At 59.3% G+C, this 15924-nt stretch carries 10 protein-coding genes and 4 pseudogenes; 3 read left to right on the top strand and 11 right to left on the bottom strand.

From position 1 onward, the window contains the following. Positions 1 to 77: 77 nt before the first annotated feature. Positions 78 to 315: pseudogene (locus ACG873_RS00110) on the top strand (protein-L-isoaspartate O-methyltransferase); the annotation flags it as partial. Positions 316 to 324: 9 nt separating this feature from the next. On the opposite strand, the gene ACG873_RS00105 reads toward ACG873_RS00110, so the two are convergent. The 6 genes from ACG873_RS00105 to repA form a co-directional block, all read right to left on the bottom strand. Then, positions 325 to 1815 (bottom strand): replicative DNA helicase, encoded by a 1491-nt coding sequence (locus ACG873_RS00105; protein WP_394885899.1) that lies wholly within the window; start codon positions 1813 to 1815, stop codon positions 325 to 327. Positions 1816 to 2058: 243 nt separating this feature from the next. Then, complete coding sequence (locus tag ACG873_RS00100; protein WP_394885897.1) at positions 2059 to 2577, bottom strand: RES family NAD+ phosphorylase; 519 nt, start codon at positions 2575 to 2577, stop codon at positions 2059 to 2061. Then, the gene (locus tag ACG873_RS00095; RefSeq protein WP_394885895.1) at positions 2574 to 2978 is read right to left on the bottom strand and encodes an antitoxin Xre/MbcA/ParS toxin-binding domain-containing protein; all 405 of its coding nucleotides are present in this window, start codon (positions 2976 to 2978) and stop codon (positions 2574 to 2576) included. The genes ACG873_RS00100 and ACG873_RS00095 overlap by 4 nt, the downstream gene beginning before the upstream one ends. Positions 2979 to 3056: 78 nt before the next feature. Next, on the bottom strand, positions 3057 to 4265 hold the full coding sequence (repC, locus tag ACG873_RS00090; RefSeq protein ID WP_394885893.1) for a plasmid replication protein RepC: 1209 nt from the start codon (positions 4263 to 4265) through the stop codon (positions 3057 to 3059). 157 nt (positions 4266 to 4422) lie between these two features. Next, a complete protein-coding gene (repB, locus tag ACG873_RS00085; protein WP_394885891.1) occupies positions 4423 to 5439 on the bottom strand; it encodes a plasmid partitioning protein RepB in 1017 nt (338 codons plus the stop codon). Beyond that, a complete protein-coding gene (gene repA / locus ACG873_RS00080; RefSeq protein ID WP_394885889.1) occupies positions 5439 to 6632 on the bottom strand; it encodes a plasmid partitioning protein RepA in 1194 nt (397 codons plus the stop codon). The genes repB and repA overlap by 1 nt, the downstream gene beginning before the upstream one ends. A gap of 369 nt (positions 6633 to 7001) precedes the next feature. Here repA and ACG873_RS00075 point away from each other — a divergent pair, with 369 nt between their 5' ends. Beyond that, positions 7002 to 8030, top strand: coding sequence for an IS110 family transposase (locus tag ACG873_RS00075; protein WP_394885887.1), 1029 nt, complete (start codon positions 7002 to 7004; stop codon positions 8028 to 8030). A 994-nt stretch (positions 8031 to 9024) separates the two neighbouring features. Continuing rightward, entirely contained in the window at positions 9025 to 9240 is a 216-nt protein-coding gene (locus ACG873_RS00070; protein WP_394885885.1) for a WGR domain-containing protein, read from the top strand. A gap of 132 nt (positions 9241 to 9372) precedes the next feature. On the opposite strand, the pseudogene ACG873_RS00065 reads toward ACG873_RS00070, so the two are convergent. The 5 genes and pseudogenes from ACG873_RS00065 to ACG873_RS00045 all read right to left on the bottom strand — a co-directional run bounded on the left by ACG873_RS00065 (position 9373) and on the right by ACG873_RS00045 (position 15251). Further along, positions 9373 to 9707: pseudogene (locus ACG873_RS00065) on the bottom strand (type II toxin-antitoxin system RelE/ParE family toxin). 468 nt (positions 9708 to 10175) lie between these two features. Further along, positions 10176 to 10349 carry a DUF309 domain-containing protein gene (locus ACG873_RS00060; protein ID WP_394885884.1) on the bottom strand — a complete coding sequence of 58 codons (174 nt, stop codon included), beginning with the start codon at positions 10347 to 10349 and terminating at the stop codon, positions 10176 to 10178. Between the two features lie 913 nt (positions 10350 to 11262). Continuing rightward, positions 11263 to 12126, bottom strand: a pseudogene (locus ACG873_RS00055) (SDR family NAD(P)-dependent oxidoreductase). A gap of 1212 nt (positions 12127 to 13338) precedes the next feature. Further along, positions 13339 to 13795: pseudogene (locus tag ACG873_RS00050) on the bottom strand (MucR family transcriptional regulator). A gap of 691 nt (positions 13796 to 14486) precedes the next feature. After that, on the bottom strand, positions 14487 to 15251 hold the full coding sequence (locus tag ACG873_RS00045; protein ID WP_394885882.1) for a GGDEF domain-containing protein: 765 nt from the start codon (positions 15249 to 15251) through the stop codon (positions 14487 to 14489). Positions 15252 to 15924 lie beyond the last annotated feature (673 nt).

The following is a 15924-nucleotide window of genomic DNA, read 5'->3' as shown; positions in this document are numbered from 1 at the left end:
GCAGCGATTCAAGCTTCGAGAAATGGTCGGCAAAGGTCAATAACTCTTTCCTGGGCAATCGCCCACCGTGATCCTTCGGCACCGGCCTGGGCTACCAAACGCAATCCTCGCGGAACTCGCCGGGCAAGTTTGGAGCGTCGAAATCATCGCCGACCGCACGCCCCCGGCATGAGCAGCTCAAGCCGGGGACGCTTGGTTCTGCTTGTGGGATCTGAAGACGCGCAGTTGCTGACTGTCATCGACAAGGATACGGCAGGACAACTCAAGGCTCGGAAACTCATTCCGGTTCGGTTCAGCCGGCTCGAAGCGGTCTAATGAGCTCCGCTACTCATACCGTTCCGGCAGATGATGCTCTTCCGCTAGGTCGGAGAAGCGGGTGAATTCGCCGGTGAAGGCCAGGGACACTGTGCCGGTCGGGCCGTGGCGCTGCTTGGCGATAATGACTTCGGCCTTGCCGCGCACCTCGTTCATTTCGGTCTCCCACTGCGTGTATTCGAGCGTGCCTGGCTTGGGTTCCTTGTTCTTGAGATAATATTCCTCGCGGAAGACGAAGAGCACGACGTCGGCGTCCTGCTCGATGGAGCCGGATCTGCGCAGATCGGAGAGCTGCGGCCGCTTGTCGTCGCGGCTTTCGACCTGACGCGAGAGCTGCGAGAGTGCGATGATCGGAACGCCGAGTTCCTTGCCGAGCGCCTTGAGGCCGGTGGTGATCTCGGTGATTTCCTGGACGCGGTTCTGGGAGGATTTTGAGGAAGAGCCCTGCATGAGCTGGATATAGTCGATGACGATGACGTCGAGGCCGCGCTGGCGCTTCAGCCGACGTGCGCGCGCGGCAAGCTGGGCGATCGAGATGCCGCCGGTCTGGTCGATGAACAGCGGGATTTTCTGCATCGTCTGCGAGCAGGCGACGAGCTTTTCGAAATCGGTCTCGGTGATCTCGCCGCGGCGGATCTTTGACGACGGGATTTCCGTCTGCTCGGAAATGATGCGGGTGGCCAACTGTTCAGACGACATTTCGAGCGAGAAGAAGCCGATGACGCCGCCATTGGCCGCTTTGAACGAACCGTCGGCCTGCTGCGCCGGCTCGTAGGAATGGGCGATGTTGAAGGCGATGTTGGTGGCGAGCGAGGTCTTGCCCATGCCGGGACGTCCGGCGAGCACGATAAGATCGGAAGGCTGCAGCCCGCCCATGCGGCGGTCGAGGTCGCGCAGGCCGGTGGCGATGCCGGACAGATGGCCGTCGCGCATATAGGCGGCGTTGGCCATGTCGACGGCCGTTTTTACAGCGTCTGTAAAACTTTCGAAGCCGCCGTCGTAGCGGCCGGTCTCGGCAAGCTCGAACAGCCGGCGTTCGGCATCCTCGATCTGGTCGGAGGGCGACATGTCGACGGGCGCGTCATAGGCGATGTTGACCATGTCCTCGCCGACCGTGATCAGTGCGCGGCGGGTGGCGAGGTCGTAGATGGCCCGGCCGTAATCGGCGGCGTTGATGACGTTAACGGCCTCGGCGGCGAGGCGGGCGAGATAATGCGCGACGGTCATATCGCCGACCTTCTCGGCGGCCGGCAGGAAGGTCTTTATGGTGACCGGATTGGCCATCTTGCCCATGCGGATGAGCTCGGCCGAGACCTCGAAGATCTTGCGGTGCAGCGGCTCGTAGAAATGGCCGGACTTTAGGAAGTCCGAGACGCGATAGAAAGCGTCGTTGTTGACCAGGATCGCGCCGAGCAGCGCCTGCTCGGCCTCGATATTGTTGGGCGCCTCGCGATAAAGCGGTTGCTCCGCCACGCCGAACTTGCGGATTGCTTCTGCCATGCCGGTTCCAGTTCCTCTCAGCCCGAACTGAACGAAGCTACTTGTCCCGGCATTAAAGTGGTGAATGGGCCGAGGAGCGTGTCAAAGGGCACCTCGACCAGATCGCAAGCCACTGATTTTGCTGTAGCCGATTCGTGTAACGAGAGCCATCAGTGGGTTTTTCTCATGATGGATTTGACGACCTGGAATCGCTGCGCCGAACCATTACACCGAGTCCGGCACGGGTCATCGTAAAGCTCTGGTTCAGCGCCAGGACAGTTGGTTGCGCGGCAGCCGGCCACTCGGATCGATCACCTTGACTTGATGCGGCAGTCCCTCGCCCCAGCTCCAAAGTACGAGGTTCTCGTCCGCTGCGTCGGCGCCTGGTGCAAAGCTCGGCACTAGGATGCCCGCCGCCCCCTGTCCCGCGAGCCGGTCGTAAGTGGCCCACGACGGCGGCCGTTTGCCCTCAGACAGAAAATCCATCCAGGCGCAGGCCATGTCTTCAAACCGTATCCCGGCCCCCGCCTGGCCTTCTGGCGTCCTCAGATCGACGATATCTTCGCAATCGACGTGGTAGGAGCAGAGAACGCATGGATCGATCCGATGCGCCAGGCCCTGATTTGCCTCTTTCACCGCCGTCATGATGCCGAGCGCTAGATAAAGCGCCGGTACGCCTTTCGGATTGAAACGTGCGCCGCGAATGGCCGCCCCCTCGCCGGAGATCGGCTTAAAGGACCAGCGCGGATCATGGGCGCGATAGCAGGTACCGATAAACCTCAAGCAAAACCACCGACGGCGAGGTGATCGAGATAGTCGCGGACAGCGCCCGCCTTGCCTTCCTTAACCAGCGCCTCCGCGGTCCTGCCGCCGAAGGCCGGGATCGGCTGTGCCCGGTACCAGGCCATCGCCTGCTCCTTGCCGCCCGCCCATTCCGTCACCCGGCTGATGATTTCCAGCATTTCCTTGATCCGCATCTGGGTTTTTGGGGTGCGGTTGCGTGCCGCCTTGTAAAGCGATTCCCGGGCAAGCCCGACTGTCTCTGCAAGCTGCGTCTTCGACATGCCGAAACTGTCGGCGACCCGCTCGATCGCGATCGCACCCGACCGGTCCATGAACGCCAGGATCAAGGCCTCATCGCCCTGCGATCCGGCACGGCCTGCCTTCTTCGTCACCGTTTCCATTGTCTTATCCTCTGCCCTATCGATAAGGCACTATATAGGACAATAGCGCCCACTTGCAATGTCTTTCCGCCGCAATCATCAACCCGTGCTCGCCGCGGTCGATCGACCTTGTGTCTTGAGCAGCGCCATCAGCATCGGCCCGACGGAAAACTCCCCTGCCCTGGCCTTATCGGTCAGCACTCGCAGATAGCCGCCGGCGCTGCTGATCTGGGTCGCCCGTTGCAGAATGCAAGCGATCACAATCGCCGTGTTTTCCTGCCCGAGCGCCTCCAGCGCGTCTGCATAGGCCGACGGGCTCACCCCCAGATAGCCGCGGACCTGCGCGGCGGTGGCCATCAGGTCGCGCCAGCTGGCAATCCCGTCCAGAGCATATTCTGTGACGTCGGGGCAGGCTTTCAGCACCAGTCCGAGCGGATACCCTTTCGGTTTCTCGGCCTCCCTCGTCCTTGGCTCGGCCGGCGCCCCGCTTTTTTCCAAAGCAGGTTCAAATTCAGAAATAGAGTCGGTATTTGAATCAGATTGCTGCCGTCCAATATGGGATTCATTGCCATCCGGATTCTCTACATTCATGTGAGTTTCCAGCAGTTTGTCCACTTCCTCGCAAATCGCGGCCAGACCGGCCACAAACGGCTCCAGGTCATCTACGGTGGCCCGGCGCGGGATTGTGTCCACGATCGCGCGGAAACGCCTCCACAGGCCGCCCCAGTCGCCTGGAACATCTTCCTCGACCGCCGCCTCGATCAGCTTGGAGATGTCGCGCCTGTACAGCGTGATCCTCTCCCTCATGAGCTTCAGGGCGCGGTTGTCGGCTTGAACGCGTTCTGCGGCCTCCTGAAACTCGTCAGCGCGTACCAACAGCGGCGCCAGCGAGAACCCGAACGCGTCCTCCAAGTCCCCTCCCCCACCTTTGCGGGCGTATCTCTTGCCATTCGGGCTGTCCCGACGAAGGATGAGGCCACAATCGAGCAAGGCCGACAGATGCCGCCTGAGTGTCGTATCGGCCATGCCGTGCGCCCGGAGCGACAGCTGCTTGTTCGACGGAAACACGATCAGGCCGTTTTCCTCGCTCAGCTCGTTATCGGGATAGAACGACAGCAAGCCTGCCAGGACGGCCAAGGAGCGGTCACCGATGCCGACGAGGCTCTTGCCTTCGCAAAGCCATCTGTAGAGCTGCCATTTGTCTACGGCCTTCCCCTCGGGGATTTCGTGTGATTCATTCTGCGCCGCCAACAAGGCAAGCGTCATCGGCCGCCGCCCAAAGGGCGTCGTTGCAATACCCGTCTCCATTTCTTCCTTCGCCTTCTAATCAGGCAAAAGAAATCCGCTCGCCGAATCGACGCTTAAAGCTCTTGACAGTGATTCGCGGAAATGAGATTCTCGAGGTGCGATCTACGAGAAGGGCTTCCGCGACGGCGACGTTCGGGGGCCTTTTTCTTTTGCGGTTTCAGTTCTCCTGCTTCAACTTCCAATCGGCGTAGAGATCATCCAGCCGTTCGGTAATGTATGCTGCAAACAGCGGCCCGTTGACCGCGCCAACAGCGATCGTGGCGGTTTTTCCGTTGGCTTTCAGCGAGACGCGTACCGATTTGTCATCAGGGACCCAGAATTTAAGAGCACCGACGCTTTTGGGCGTCTTCTCAGGTTTTGCAGTCAGGGCATCGACCACTGCTTGAAAGCGTTGATCGCTTGAGAGCGCCTTGGTTTCTGGCTCGGATAGCAATGCCAGCAGATTTTTGACGTGTGCCTTCGGCAGCAAGTCGGCGAGTTCCATCCACCGCCTACGGCCGATTTCAGGCGCAGCACCTATGGCCTCGATCAACTCGATTGGCACCTGCCGAACAACCGAGACCATTTTCGACAGTGCGGCCTTATCGATCCCGAGGGCCGCCATGATGGTTTCTCGCGAGAACGAGCGGTCTTCCAAGCGAACCGCAAAGAGTGCTCTCTCGATATATGAAAGGTTGGTCCGGGCGTTGTTCTCCTGCCCCTGGCTGACGACGAGCTGGTCGTCGGAAAGTTCCCGGACGACTGCACGGACCTTGATGCCCAGTAGCTTGACGGCCGCGAGTCTCCGATGGCCGTAGGCGACCTGGTATCGTCCTCGGGCATCTGGATGAGGGCGCACAAGGATCGGCACCTGTTGTCCGTGGCCCTGGATCTGCTCGCTAAGCTGGGCAAGCTTGACGGCATCGATGCCAATGCGATCTCTGACGAAGGAGGAGTCAACGAGGGCTGGATCGATCTCAATGACTGTTTGCCCTTCGGCTAGTTGCTTCTCGATATCCTGGGCGCGTTCGAACTTCTGCGTGATGTTGCCGAGGGTCTTGGTGATCCCCCCAATGGGTGTGTTGCGCACAGCAGGAGGGACGAAGCCTGCGATCGGTCTCGCAGCCGTCATGGGCGATGAAGTTTTACTGGCTGGGGTATCAGCCGAAACCTCAATGAGATTCTTGCGGGCCATTATTTCCTCCCCCAAGTGGCCTTCAGTAGGCCTTCGATTTCCGAATTGACCTGATTCAAGGACTCCATTGCGCGGTCGTAGGTCCCCCTCGTGAATTGCGACCGCTCGACTTCATAGAGAGTCTGCTTTGTCACGCCTGCGTCGGAGATCGCCGTCGATTTGAGCATGGGGTTGTGAAGCATCCGATTCCCAAAGATGGCGCGCATGAATCCAGTCATCTGGCTCTGCGGGCCGTCATTCGGCTCGAAACGCGTCACCAGATAGCGCATCCAGTCGTAGCTGGTGCGTCCCCCTGCCCTTTCCACGACAGCCATTAACTCGCTGGTCATCGCCAAAAATTGGCTCATCGACATCACATCGAGCATTTGTGGGTGAACGGTAATAAGGACGGACGTCGCGGCACAAAGCGCCGACATCGTCAAGAAGCCCAGTTGCGGAGGGCAGTCGATAATGACCACATCGTACAGGCTCTCAATATCGGTCAAGACTTCGCCGATACGGGCAAAGAACATCGATTCCGCCGATCCCGTCATAATCGCTTTCGGGGTCTCGTGTTCAAATTCCATCAATTCGAGATTACCCGGCACAATGTGCAAATTTGGCGTGTATGTCGCCCGGACGATCTCCGAGAGAGGTCGCGGTTCGTCATACCGAATGGCGCCAAAGAGCGTCTCGCCGGCGCCAACATCGATTTCGGGCTGGTGGCCGAACAGAGCGGATAGCGAGGCTTGGGGATCGAGATCAATTGCCAGCACCTTGTAACCGCGAAGTGCCAGATACTGGGCGAGGTGCGCAGACGTGGTTGTCTTTGCGGAACCCCCTTTGAAATTCATGACCGCAATCACCTGAAGTTTCTCTCCAGGACGGCGGTTCGGGACATATTTGGGGGACCCATTCTTTTCGTCGAGAGTCTGCCGGATTCGCCCCATGTCGTCCGGCGTATACATCCGCCGACCGTTAGCCAGCGGTTCTGGGCCGTAGCCTTCTGAAGCGACCTGCCTGAGATATCCTTCTCCGATGCCGATGTAGTACGAGGCCTCCGCCGGGCTGAAATTACGAATCGCCTTCTGAGAATTCGGTGGAAAGATCTTCTGCTGGTGCAACTGCAACTGCCGTGATAGTTCGAGCGAATCCGCCGACAACATAGACGGCAGGTGCTCCTGTTCACCACTTTGAATGGAAGTCTGTAACATCCTGGGCCCTCGAACTGCGCAATTATCTCTAAGATGCAGCAAACTGCGCAGTTCAATAAGACCCGATTCGTTACGAATTTACAAACGCTTAACCCTGACGCTGTTTCGAGCTTGGTTGTCCGCGGACAACTCAGTGCGAATGCAGGACAACAAACACCTCTGACCAAGCGGTGGTTGTCCGCGGACAACCACATAGCCTTGTACGTGAATCCTGAGGGAGTCGGAACAAACATGACGTAATCGCGGGAGCGGTGGCCACCAAAGCTGTGGCGGCGATGTTCGGAGCTCTAGCCGGCTGGCTGTCCCCCGATAGGATGAAGAACGGGCTCACGATGGACACCGGGCCCAGGCATCGAACGGAGGACAGCCATGGAGCAGTATATCGGTCTCGACGTATCCATGAAAGAGACGGCAATATCGATCCGGCAGGACGGCAAGAGGATTTGGCGGGGCAAGTGCGCGTCCGACCCGCAACTGCTCGCGGCGCTGATCCGCAAGCGCGCACCCGATGTGCGGCGGGTGGTATTCGAGACGGGGCCGCTGTCGGTGTGGTTCTACCATGCGCTGATGGCAGAGGGGCTGCCGGTGATCTGCATCGACGCGCGGCATGCCAAGGCCGCGCTCGACATGGCCGCGAACAAGACCGATGCGAACGATGCCGATGGCCTGGCACATCTGGCCGAGGTCGGCTTCTACCGAGAGGTTCGGGTCAAAGGTTTCGATAGCATGCTGATCCGCACGCTGATCACCGCGCGGCGCCAGCTTCTCAAGATGCGTTTGCAGATATCCAACCAAATCCGCGGATTGATGAAGACGTTCGGCCTTGTTGTGCCCAAGGGTGCCGGCAGCGTGTTCGAGCGCAACGTTCACGATCTTCTGCAGGGCGAAGCAAAGCTGGCGCGCATCGTCGTGCCAATGCTTCGGGCATGGAGCAATATCCGATATCAGATAGCAGAGCTGAGCAAGCAACTGGCCGCGATGGCTCGTGAAGACCAGCACTGCCGTCTGCTCATGTCGGTGCCCGGTGTCGGCACCGTCACAGCCACCGCCTTTGCCGCGGCCGTGGAGGATCCGGCGAACTTCAGAAACTCGCGCGCCGTGGGCGCATGGGTAGGCCTGACCCCGAGACGCTACCAGTCCGGCGAAGTCGATAATGACGGCCATATCTCGCGCCGTGGCGACAATCAGTTGCGCGGACTGCTATACGAAGCGGCCGCGGTCATCCTGAACCGGTCGACGGATACCAGCACCCTGCGAACCTGGGCGTTGGAGCTCAAAGAACGGCTCGGCTTCAAACGAGCCGCCGTGGCCCTGGCGCGCAAGCTGGCAGTGATCATGCATGCGATGCTCCGGACGGGCGAGCTGTTCGATCCGCACGGAGGAACGCCCGCCGCCTGATCCTGCAGACGCTCGACCACGACGATTTTCTTCAGGCCATTCAACCAATAGCGTTCTTACAGGACGCACCGAGCCGTCCCTGCCGGGACGTGGCTGAGATCATTCCGCGAAGCGGGAAGCAACTGCTTCGTTAAGCAGATTGCGCAACGAACATAGGAAGATCTCACCTGCGAAACTCATCCTGCGGCGATCTTTGCATCGACCGCGTAGACGACCCTGTACCCGGCATACGAACGAACGAGCATGAACAGAAAGGACGACTGCCTTGCACTCACCCCCTTGACGGCCGAGCGATTAGACGACCCGCTTCGTCGGCGCATTCCACCGGAGAGCCTGCCTTCGAGCGCGCCGCTTTTGGCTTATGCGCGCGCCACCGAGCAGGCCTGGATATTGGGCGGCCTTGATGGCGACACACGCGAACGACTCTTGAGCATCGCCGAAGCGCGCCAACGGCGCCGCCGAGATGGTCCAGCGCTTGCTCGACGATGATCCTTTATCAGTCTCCCGGCGGGGCAAAAAGATGTCGCGCTGGGGCATCGCGGCGACTGTTCGAGCGGCTGATCGCACTCGACTCTGTTCGCGCAAATTGCGCGGCCACGACACGTTGAGGATCTTTTTGCACTGACGCGATTCATGACGGCCCGCCAAAAAGGAAGCGGGGCAGGGAAGGAGACACAGATAGTGGGCCGGATGAGCGCCGACCGCATAAGGGCTGATCAGGCACCGGTCTGCTCAACAAGGCTAAGCGGCTCGCAGTCCTTTCCGGCGGTCGGCGCGATCAATGACTAGCGTGGCCTCGGCCTCACAGAGAGTGTGGAAATGGCAAATGCTCTGTTCACCGGCGCCTGACGGAACGGCGGCGGGTAGGCGACCAAAATCCCTCTGATCGATCGTTCTCTTGGCCGGGTCAACCATCAACGCTGTGAACCGCAAGGGTACGAACGATTCAGCCAATGAATTGGACGTCGGCCCCAAAGATCGGTGACAATTGGTCATGGTCGAACCGAAAATCCACATAGTCCTCCAGCGGCGCGATTGCGCACGCAACGTCGCGCGATTCTACGTGCTAGCCGTAGAGCCGTCGCTGTATGGCGATGCGGCGCTTGTTCGCGCCTGGGGACGGATTGGCTCGCTCGGCCGACCGCGTCTTGATCTTTATGCGTCGGCCGGTGAAGCTGGCGAGGCGGCTCGAGGATTGGCTGGCGCGTAAGGTCCCGACGCGGTTATGCACCGGTAGTTTGTAACGTCAAATTCCAGCCCGAACGTGCATATTCATCCTTGCCGTGGAGAGCGGCGCGCGTTGAAAGCGGTCCAGGATTTCCATATTTTGGAACGGAAGGAGCTACTCCGTGGCTATCTCGTCCGGCCACATCTGAGCGCCATGCAGGACGCGAAGGATGCGAACCGCGTCGGCGGTCACGACAGAGGCGGCGATATAGGGTGTGCGCGAGATTACAAGCTCGCGTGCCGGCGATCCGACCGAGTCGCCCGCTTTCCGGAAAAATCAATGAGACGGCGAGCCGCATTGGCGATTTGCTGGTTGGCATGAACGGCCGCTCTCGGATTTTCGGCTTCTATATGCGTGAAGATGTCGTCGCGATCGGAGTGCGCAAGCTGCGCCCAGACGAGCCAGACCTTACACGCCGCGCATTCCTCAAATCTAGCGAACTGACAGATGGACGCGAGCACGGAAGCAGTGTCGCAAATCCGCTCTTGGCATGCTGGTGGCGATCGATGAGGGCTCGATGTCGCGACCGTTATCGTCACCCTTTGGGCGCAAGGAGATTAAAGTAAAATAGGAGGTCATGGTGAGAGGGGAACCGCACCCTGCGACCAGGAGCGTGTCCATCTCCGCGTGCAAGCCGCCAGTCGAATGTAATAGAACGATACCTCCAACGCCCCTGAAGGTCGCCGATCAGACACTCTCGGATCTTGGTGCGAGTATGAAATCGAAAACGGGCTCAGGCTATCCACGCACCGGCTCCTGGAAAAAAGCCGGGGGAGTTGTGGCCGCTTCGGCATATTCTGCGAGCACGGCAAGCGGCATTCCGAGCGTGGTCTCAAAGAGGGGGCTCGGCACCCTCCGAATTTGACTGCAGCTCTTGTCGCATGGCGCGCAGCAGCGACACTTTCCCTCTCGGATCTTCACCCCGGCGGTCGCCAGCAGGATCCCTTGAAGAACTGACGATGCGGAGCGCTTTGTTTCGCAGCGTGCCAAAGAGGCTCCCAAGCCTCATGTGCTTCCCAGTAATAGCCGTGGTTGAAGCGGTCGATTCCCCAAACACATCGGCCTAGCGCCGCCTCAACGGCGACGATCACCGGTTCGTTTCGGTAACTGTGGCCCCGGGCGTCACGCACCGGATGTGGACGTTTGCCAGGCAGATACGCGTACGTCGGGAAGTTCTTTTCAGGCAGCAAGCGCGGACGTGGCAAAGACGCAGCAATTATAAAAGAGCATATCACGCCAACGGCAATTCATGGCACACGGGAACTTCTGATCGCGCAAAGGCAACCTTCGCCCGTCCTGGCGGCGGTGATCAGGAGCACTGTTTTCAGCCAGAAACAAATCGTCACTATCGCCGCCACGTGGCTTGCCCTAGTTGCGCACCGGGCGCGGTGGCGAACCGTCCGGGCAACGCCTGGGCGGGAGGCTTCAGGCAACGGCTGCCGCGTCCGCCTGATGGCAACGAACCTGCGAGCCGCCAACCTACACGCTATTCGAGGCGCCGGATTCGAACTTGCTGGTGTCGGCTGAAGAGGCGAGGGGGGTCCAACCAAAGACAGATGTGTTGAATCGGATTGACCGACTCCGCGCATTCTTGTCCGGACGTCACCCTCGGCGGCGACCCATATATATATATATATATATATATATATATGGGTCGAAGCACAACTCATTGCCGGCGAGAAAAGCAGCCCTCGCGCGAGCGAGGGCGAGTTGACGGCTGTAAGGGACTTGAGAAGCAGTGTGTCTGCGTTCGTCACGCAATTTCGTGATGGAAGGACTCTTCCTGACAGTAGCGCAGCGTATACCAGCCTCAATTATCTTAAGTCGGCCATCGCAAACCGCGACTAATTGCAGGTGTCCCAACCAATTTGCGCAACGGGTTGCACCATGGCTCGGGTGAACCGGGAAGTCTACCCGGCTGCCTGGCCTACCTAACGCGTTCATTGCGCAAGGGTCGTGCATCGGTGGCGCAGAGTTCCCGCAAGGCGGACCAGTGGAAGCCCATTACGCGGCCTGCTCCCCGGAAAGTCCGACGAGTTGCAGGCTGAGTGCCCGGAGGCGCCGGCGCGCTTCGGCATCATAGGCTTGAGCCTCGGCGCGCGCCTCCTTGAGCCTGTTGAAGTAGAGGCCGCTCCGCCCCTCGACTTCGGGCGAGAGGGCAAGATTAAGGATCGCCTCGGCGCCTTCCTCAACCGAGCTCTGCGGCGCGATGCCGGCCTAGCGGACCATTGTTGTCGCCATATAGCTCGCCGGATGCAGGCTGTTGACGGTAACGCCGGAGCCTTCAAGCGCCCGCGCGAGATCAATGTTGAACATGATCTCGGCAAGTTTGCTCTGGCAGTAGGCTCGCGTGCCGCTGTAACCGTGCGCCAGCATGACATTGTTAAAGTCGATCGCCTGTTGCCCGGCTGAGGCGACGTTGACGATGCGCGCCGGTGCGCTGTCCTTGAGCAAGGGCAGCAGTAAATGGGTCAGCAGAAAGCCAGCGAGAAAATTGACCGCGAAAAGCAGTTCGTGCCCGTCGGCGCTGATCTGCCGAGATCCGCCCCCGGTTCCAGTTCCGAGGCCGGCATTGTTGATGAGGATATGGAGGCGGTCAGTTTTCTGCCGCACGGCATCGGCGAGACCGCGCACTTCGGCAAGTGCGGAGAGGTCGGCGACGAGGAACTCGGCCTTGCCGCCGTCGTTCTCGATCTCGGCAACGATTTTCGTGCCCCTCTGGCGATCACGGCCGTGAACCAGAACGCGCGCACCAGCCTCGCCGAGCTTCTTGGCTACAAGCCCGCCGACACCATCGGTGGAGCCAGTGATGAGAGCCGTCTTTCCATCGAGGTTTGTCAGGTCTGACCTCCGTCGTTGGGCGCTCATGACTGAGCCCGACAAATCTGGCTACATTCGCAAGCCCTAATGTAGCCAGATCTCAGCGCCCGCCCACAATGCCCCGTTCAGTCGGGCCTTTTTTTGGGCGAGTGCCAGCCCGACTGCGACCGATAGCAAGGTCGGCGGCGAGGTCGCCGAGGAGTGTGACGGCAACGCTCGCACACCGGGCGCGCCAATTGATGGGGGGCTGTTAGCGCGAAAACGATCATCGCGAGCTTGTCCCATGCAGGATTCTAGATCGGTCCGCTGGTAGTGTGAATCCCTGCGAAAAGACCTTCGGTGGTCGCAAAAAGGCCGCCTGAGAGCGTGGGGCTGCCAGGCGGCTATACCGCTACCGGGACAGGGGCTGCACGGGCTAGCGGCAACTTAAAATAGCACAGGGCCATCGGGGGCGGAACGAGTACGCGGCACTGCGGGTGAGATATGTACTCCCGGATAAGTTGCTGGACCCGAAGCTAACGACAGTTTTCGGACCGGTAAGTAGATGTTGCAAGGCAGGGCTTGGCGAGATGGCACAGGCAGCAGACTTCCAACGTCTTACTGCCTGTGCCCATCGGGATGGGGTGGGGTAAAAATGGCAAACAAAAAGCAACCGTCGCCGCGCGTTAGCGAACCGCGGATGCTCAATGTCCGGCGGGTTGTCAGGTCATTGCGGGAACGCGATCGTCGTCTAAAACGGCTCCGCGTTGTCAACGAGCCGCAGAACGGCGACAGCGACTGCGTTCATTGCAGGCAACTGTTCTTCATGCACCAGTCGCGAGGTGGCAGTATCGGCTTGTGCCAACCCTGTCTCGGCGATTAGTCGGGCGCAGGAAGCCCGCCAGGGGCCGAACTGTGGCGGGTTATGCCCAGCTAAGGCCCGCAAGTTTACGTCCCTGCTCGTCCGGAACCGACTCCGGCCAACGTAACAAGGGTGCGGCCGGGTATGAGCGGGGTTTGTCTAGGAATCTGCAAGCGCTCGCTTCAATTCGTCCACGGTTCGATGACCGCTCGCGTAAAGAGCTATGGCGCGTAGAGGCCGTCAATCGAATACGGGGCGACCTTCTATTCGTTCAATGTGCCAGGTGGGGCGGCAAAGTCGCATCCACAACGATTTCCTGCCGATCTGCCTGGCCACGGGAAATATTGCGAGCATCATCGCGCGGCACTAGGCTGTAACGTACAGAGGCGGGTGATGAACCCGCCTCTTCTTGTTGCCGACTAGGCGGCTTTCTTGCGCGTCCGCTTTACAGGTTCCGCTGCCTTGGGCTTGTGGCCGAGGCCGATCTTCTTGGCGAGTTCTGAACGCGTCGCCGCGTACGACGGAGCCACCATCGGGTAGTCGGCAGCAGGTTCCACTTGACCCTGTATTCTTGAGGCGTCATCCCAAACGTTGTCTTCAAATGCCGCTTCAGGGATTTGAACTTCTTCCCATCATCGAGGCAGACGATGTACTCCGGGGTCACCGATTTCTTGATGGGAACCGCGGGTACAAGCTTTTCTACCGGTTCCGTCGCCGAACCATTTGTAAGTCCCACCAAAGATTGGTGGACCTGCGCGCGATCAAAGAAGGCAACTCCGACACGGGAACGGGATTGTTCGAGACATATGCTGAAATAACGTCTGCGGTCAGCCCGATGGGTCGGTGTTGTTGAAGTTGTCGTTCATAATCGGAAATCCCTCATATTGGTTTAGCTCGCCCAGGAGGTAGATATTGCTAATCGAGAGGGATGCAACCCTATCAGGCTGATGAATATCAAGGCTAATTGACGCGCTCGCCTTAGGCTCCGAGCCACTCCAAGACGTTTGCGCTGCTCGACTCGGAAAGCCAACCTGATTTGATGGTTTCACGTGGGGCCAATGGGATCAAAGGCCTGCTGGCGGCATTGGGCTAGGCGACTACGCCGAAAGGCGTACGTAGCCGCTACAGTTCGCTGATGATGCTGAGTCCGTGTTGGTGGTGTGGGCAGGCCGCTAACGCTCCGTCTTGGCAATAGGCACCAGATGGGCCGGGCAGGTCGGGATCGATGTAACCGGCCTAGGCCCACGCCGGTTGAGCTGCCGCGATTGGCTTGCGTCCGCATAGTGCGTTCAGTTCGGCACACTGCTGCGGTGGCCCCCAAAGTTCGTCGACCATTTCGCTGTTGCAATCATGCAGTCGGTAGCTCGCCAAGCCCGGTATTTTCCCGATCGAGCCATTGCCCGCAACCCCTGCCAATTTCGCCGTTCTTACGAAAGCAACGCACTGGTCTCATGGCGAAATAGGCGTAGACAGAATAGGCGTAGACAAATGACCGCCCCCTTCAGGATGCTGCTTCTACCTTTCGCTGACGGAGTTCAGCGCAGATGACATGTCGGCAATGCGTTTCTCAATGGACAGGCGGGCCGTCGCGCCGTGTCAGGAAATCATTTGACGCTTGTGAAATCATCATAAAACCAGAGACCTCTGCGTTCGATAGCTGGTACTCGGCGGCACGGAACATCCCCTCAAACCCAAGCTCGTCCTCAAAAAAGACGCCACCTACGCTGACGCTGAGTACACCTTTTTCGCCCGCCGGCGCGAAATAGTTGGCGCTAATGCCGGCTCGAATACGCTCGCCAACTTCTCGCGCGTTCTTCTCAGTCGCTCCGGGCAAAAAAATTCCAAATTCGCTCGCGCCGAGGCGACCGACAACGTCTTCGGTTCGCACAGAGGTACGGATGACTGATGCCACAAGCCGTAGCGCCTCTTCTCCCCATCTCAGACCGTAGCGCATGTTGATCGATCTGAGATTGGCCGCATTGATAACCAGGAACGCGCCCCGCCGTGGCCCTTCCGTCGGTTCTGAAAAAACACGTCGGTCCACAACGGAGGAAAAAACCGTCCCGTTGTAAAAAGCGGTCGTCGGATCATAGGTAGCTGAGCGCGTCAATTCGCGACGGATGCGCTTGATCTCTTGCTGCCTGAGGGCCAGCAGAAAGGAAAGGGGCCCGCCGATGACAACAGGAACTAGGTTGGCACTGACCACCATCTGGCCGAAGGATGTGAGCGTTTCATTGAAGAGAAGCAGGTAGTTGAGGATGAGCGAGACGACGACGCAGGCAACGGTTCCCAGAACCGTAACCCACGTGATCTGTGTCCAGGCACGTGTCACTATGCCAATCTCCTTTTGATCGGCATTGCCTTAATTCGCCAATGTTTCGCGCCGGTTCCGGAAAACGAAGGCATTTGAAGCAATCGACGATTTCGCAGACGTGAGACGCATAGATTCTGGACCAGGACGGGAAGCCCCGCGCTGTGAGCGAGAGGTTTCAGTGGCAATGGTCAATTGGCTTGCCCCTCATGAAAACCGGTCATGGATCTGTATCCCGATCGATGGGTACGAGCGTACACGTTCACCGCTCTGCGGCCAAAGAAAAACCACTCGGATCGATGTCTTGGACGACGTCGGGGCGATTTTCGACAAAAATACGCGCCGTTGTAGTGAAAGCACCGAGCCCGTGACGCTACTTAGGAGGCGGTCCATAGGCCGGGGTGCTGAGCGCATCGGCTGTAATCGTCCTGCTCTCGCTGTTGGGAGTGGTCTAGGGCCAAGAGCTCTATCACTAAAACGGCCGTATCAAGGGCTGCCGTCTTTGTCGCTGATTCTCGATTGACAGGCGGCCGCCGCCAAACAGGAGCAATATGATATCCGGGTGCAACCACGATGCCGACCCGGGCGTCACAACAGTTCCGAGCCCACCCAGCATCTGTGCCATTTTTGCTACAACTTGGAAGCAAACACCGTCAAACTCGAGGTTTCGGGCGGCTCGCGAGGCAATTTGCCT

The organism is Allomesorhizobium aridi, from assembly GCF_043769475.1.
Taxonomy (GTDB): domain Bacteria; phylum Pseudomonadota; class Alphaproteobacteria; order Rhizobiales; family Rhizobiaceae; genus Allomesorhizobium.
The sequence above is the reverse complement of the archived record's forward strand: the minus strand, read 5'-3'. Positions and strand labels throughout refer to the sequence as shown.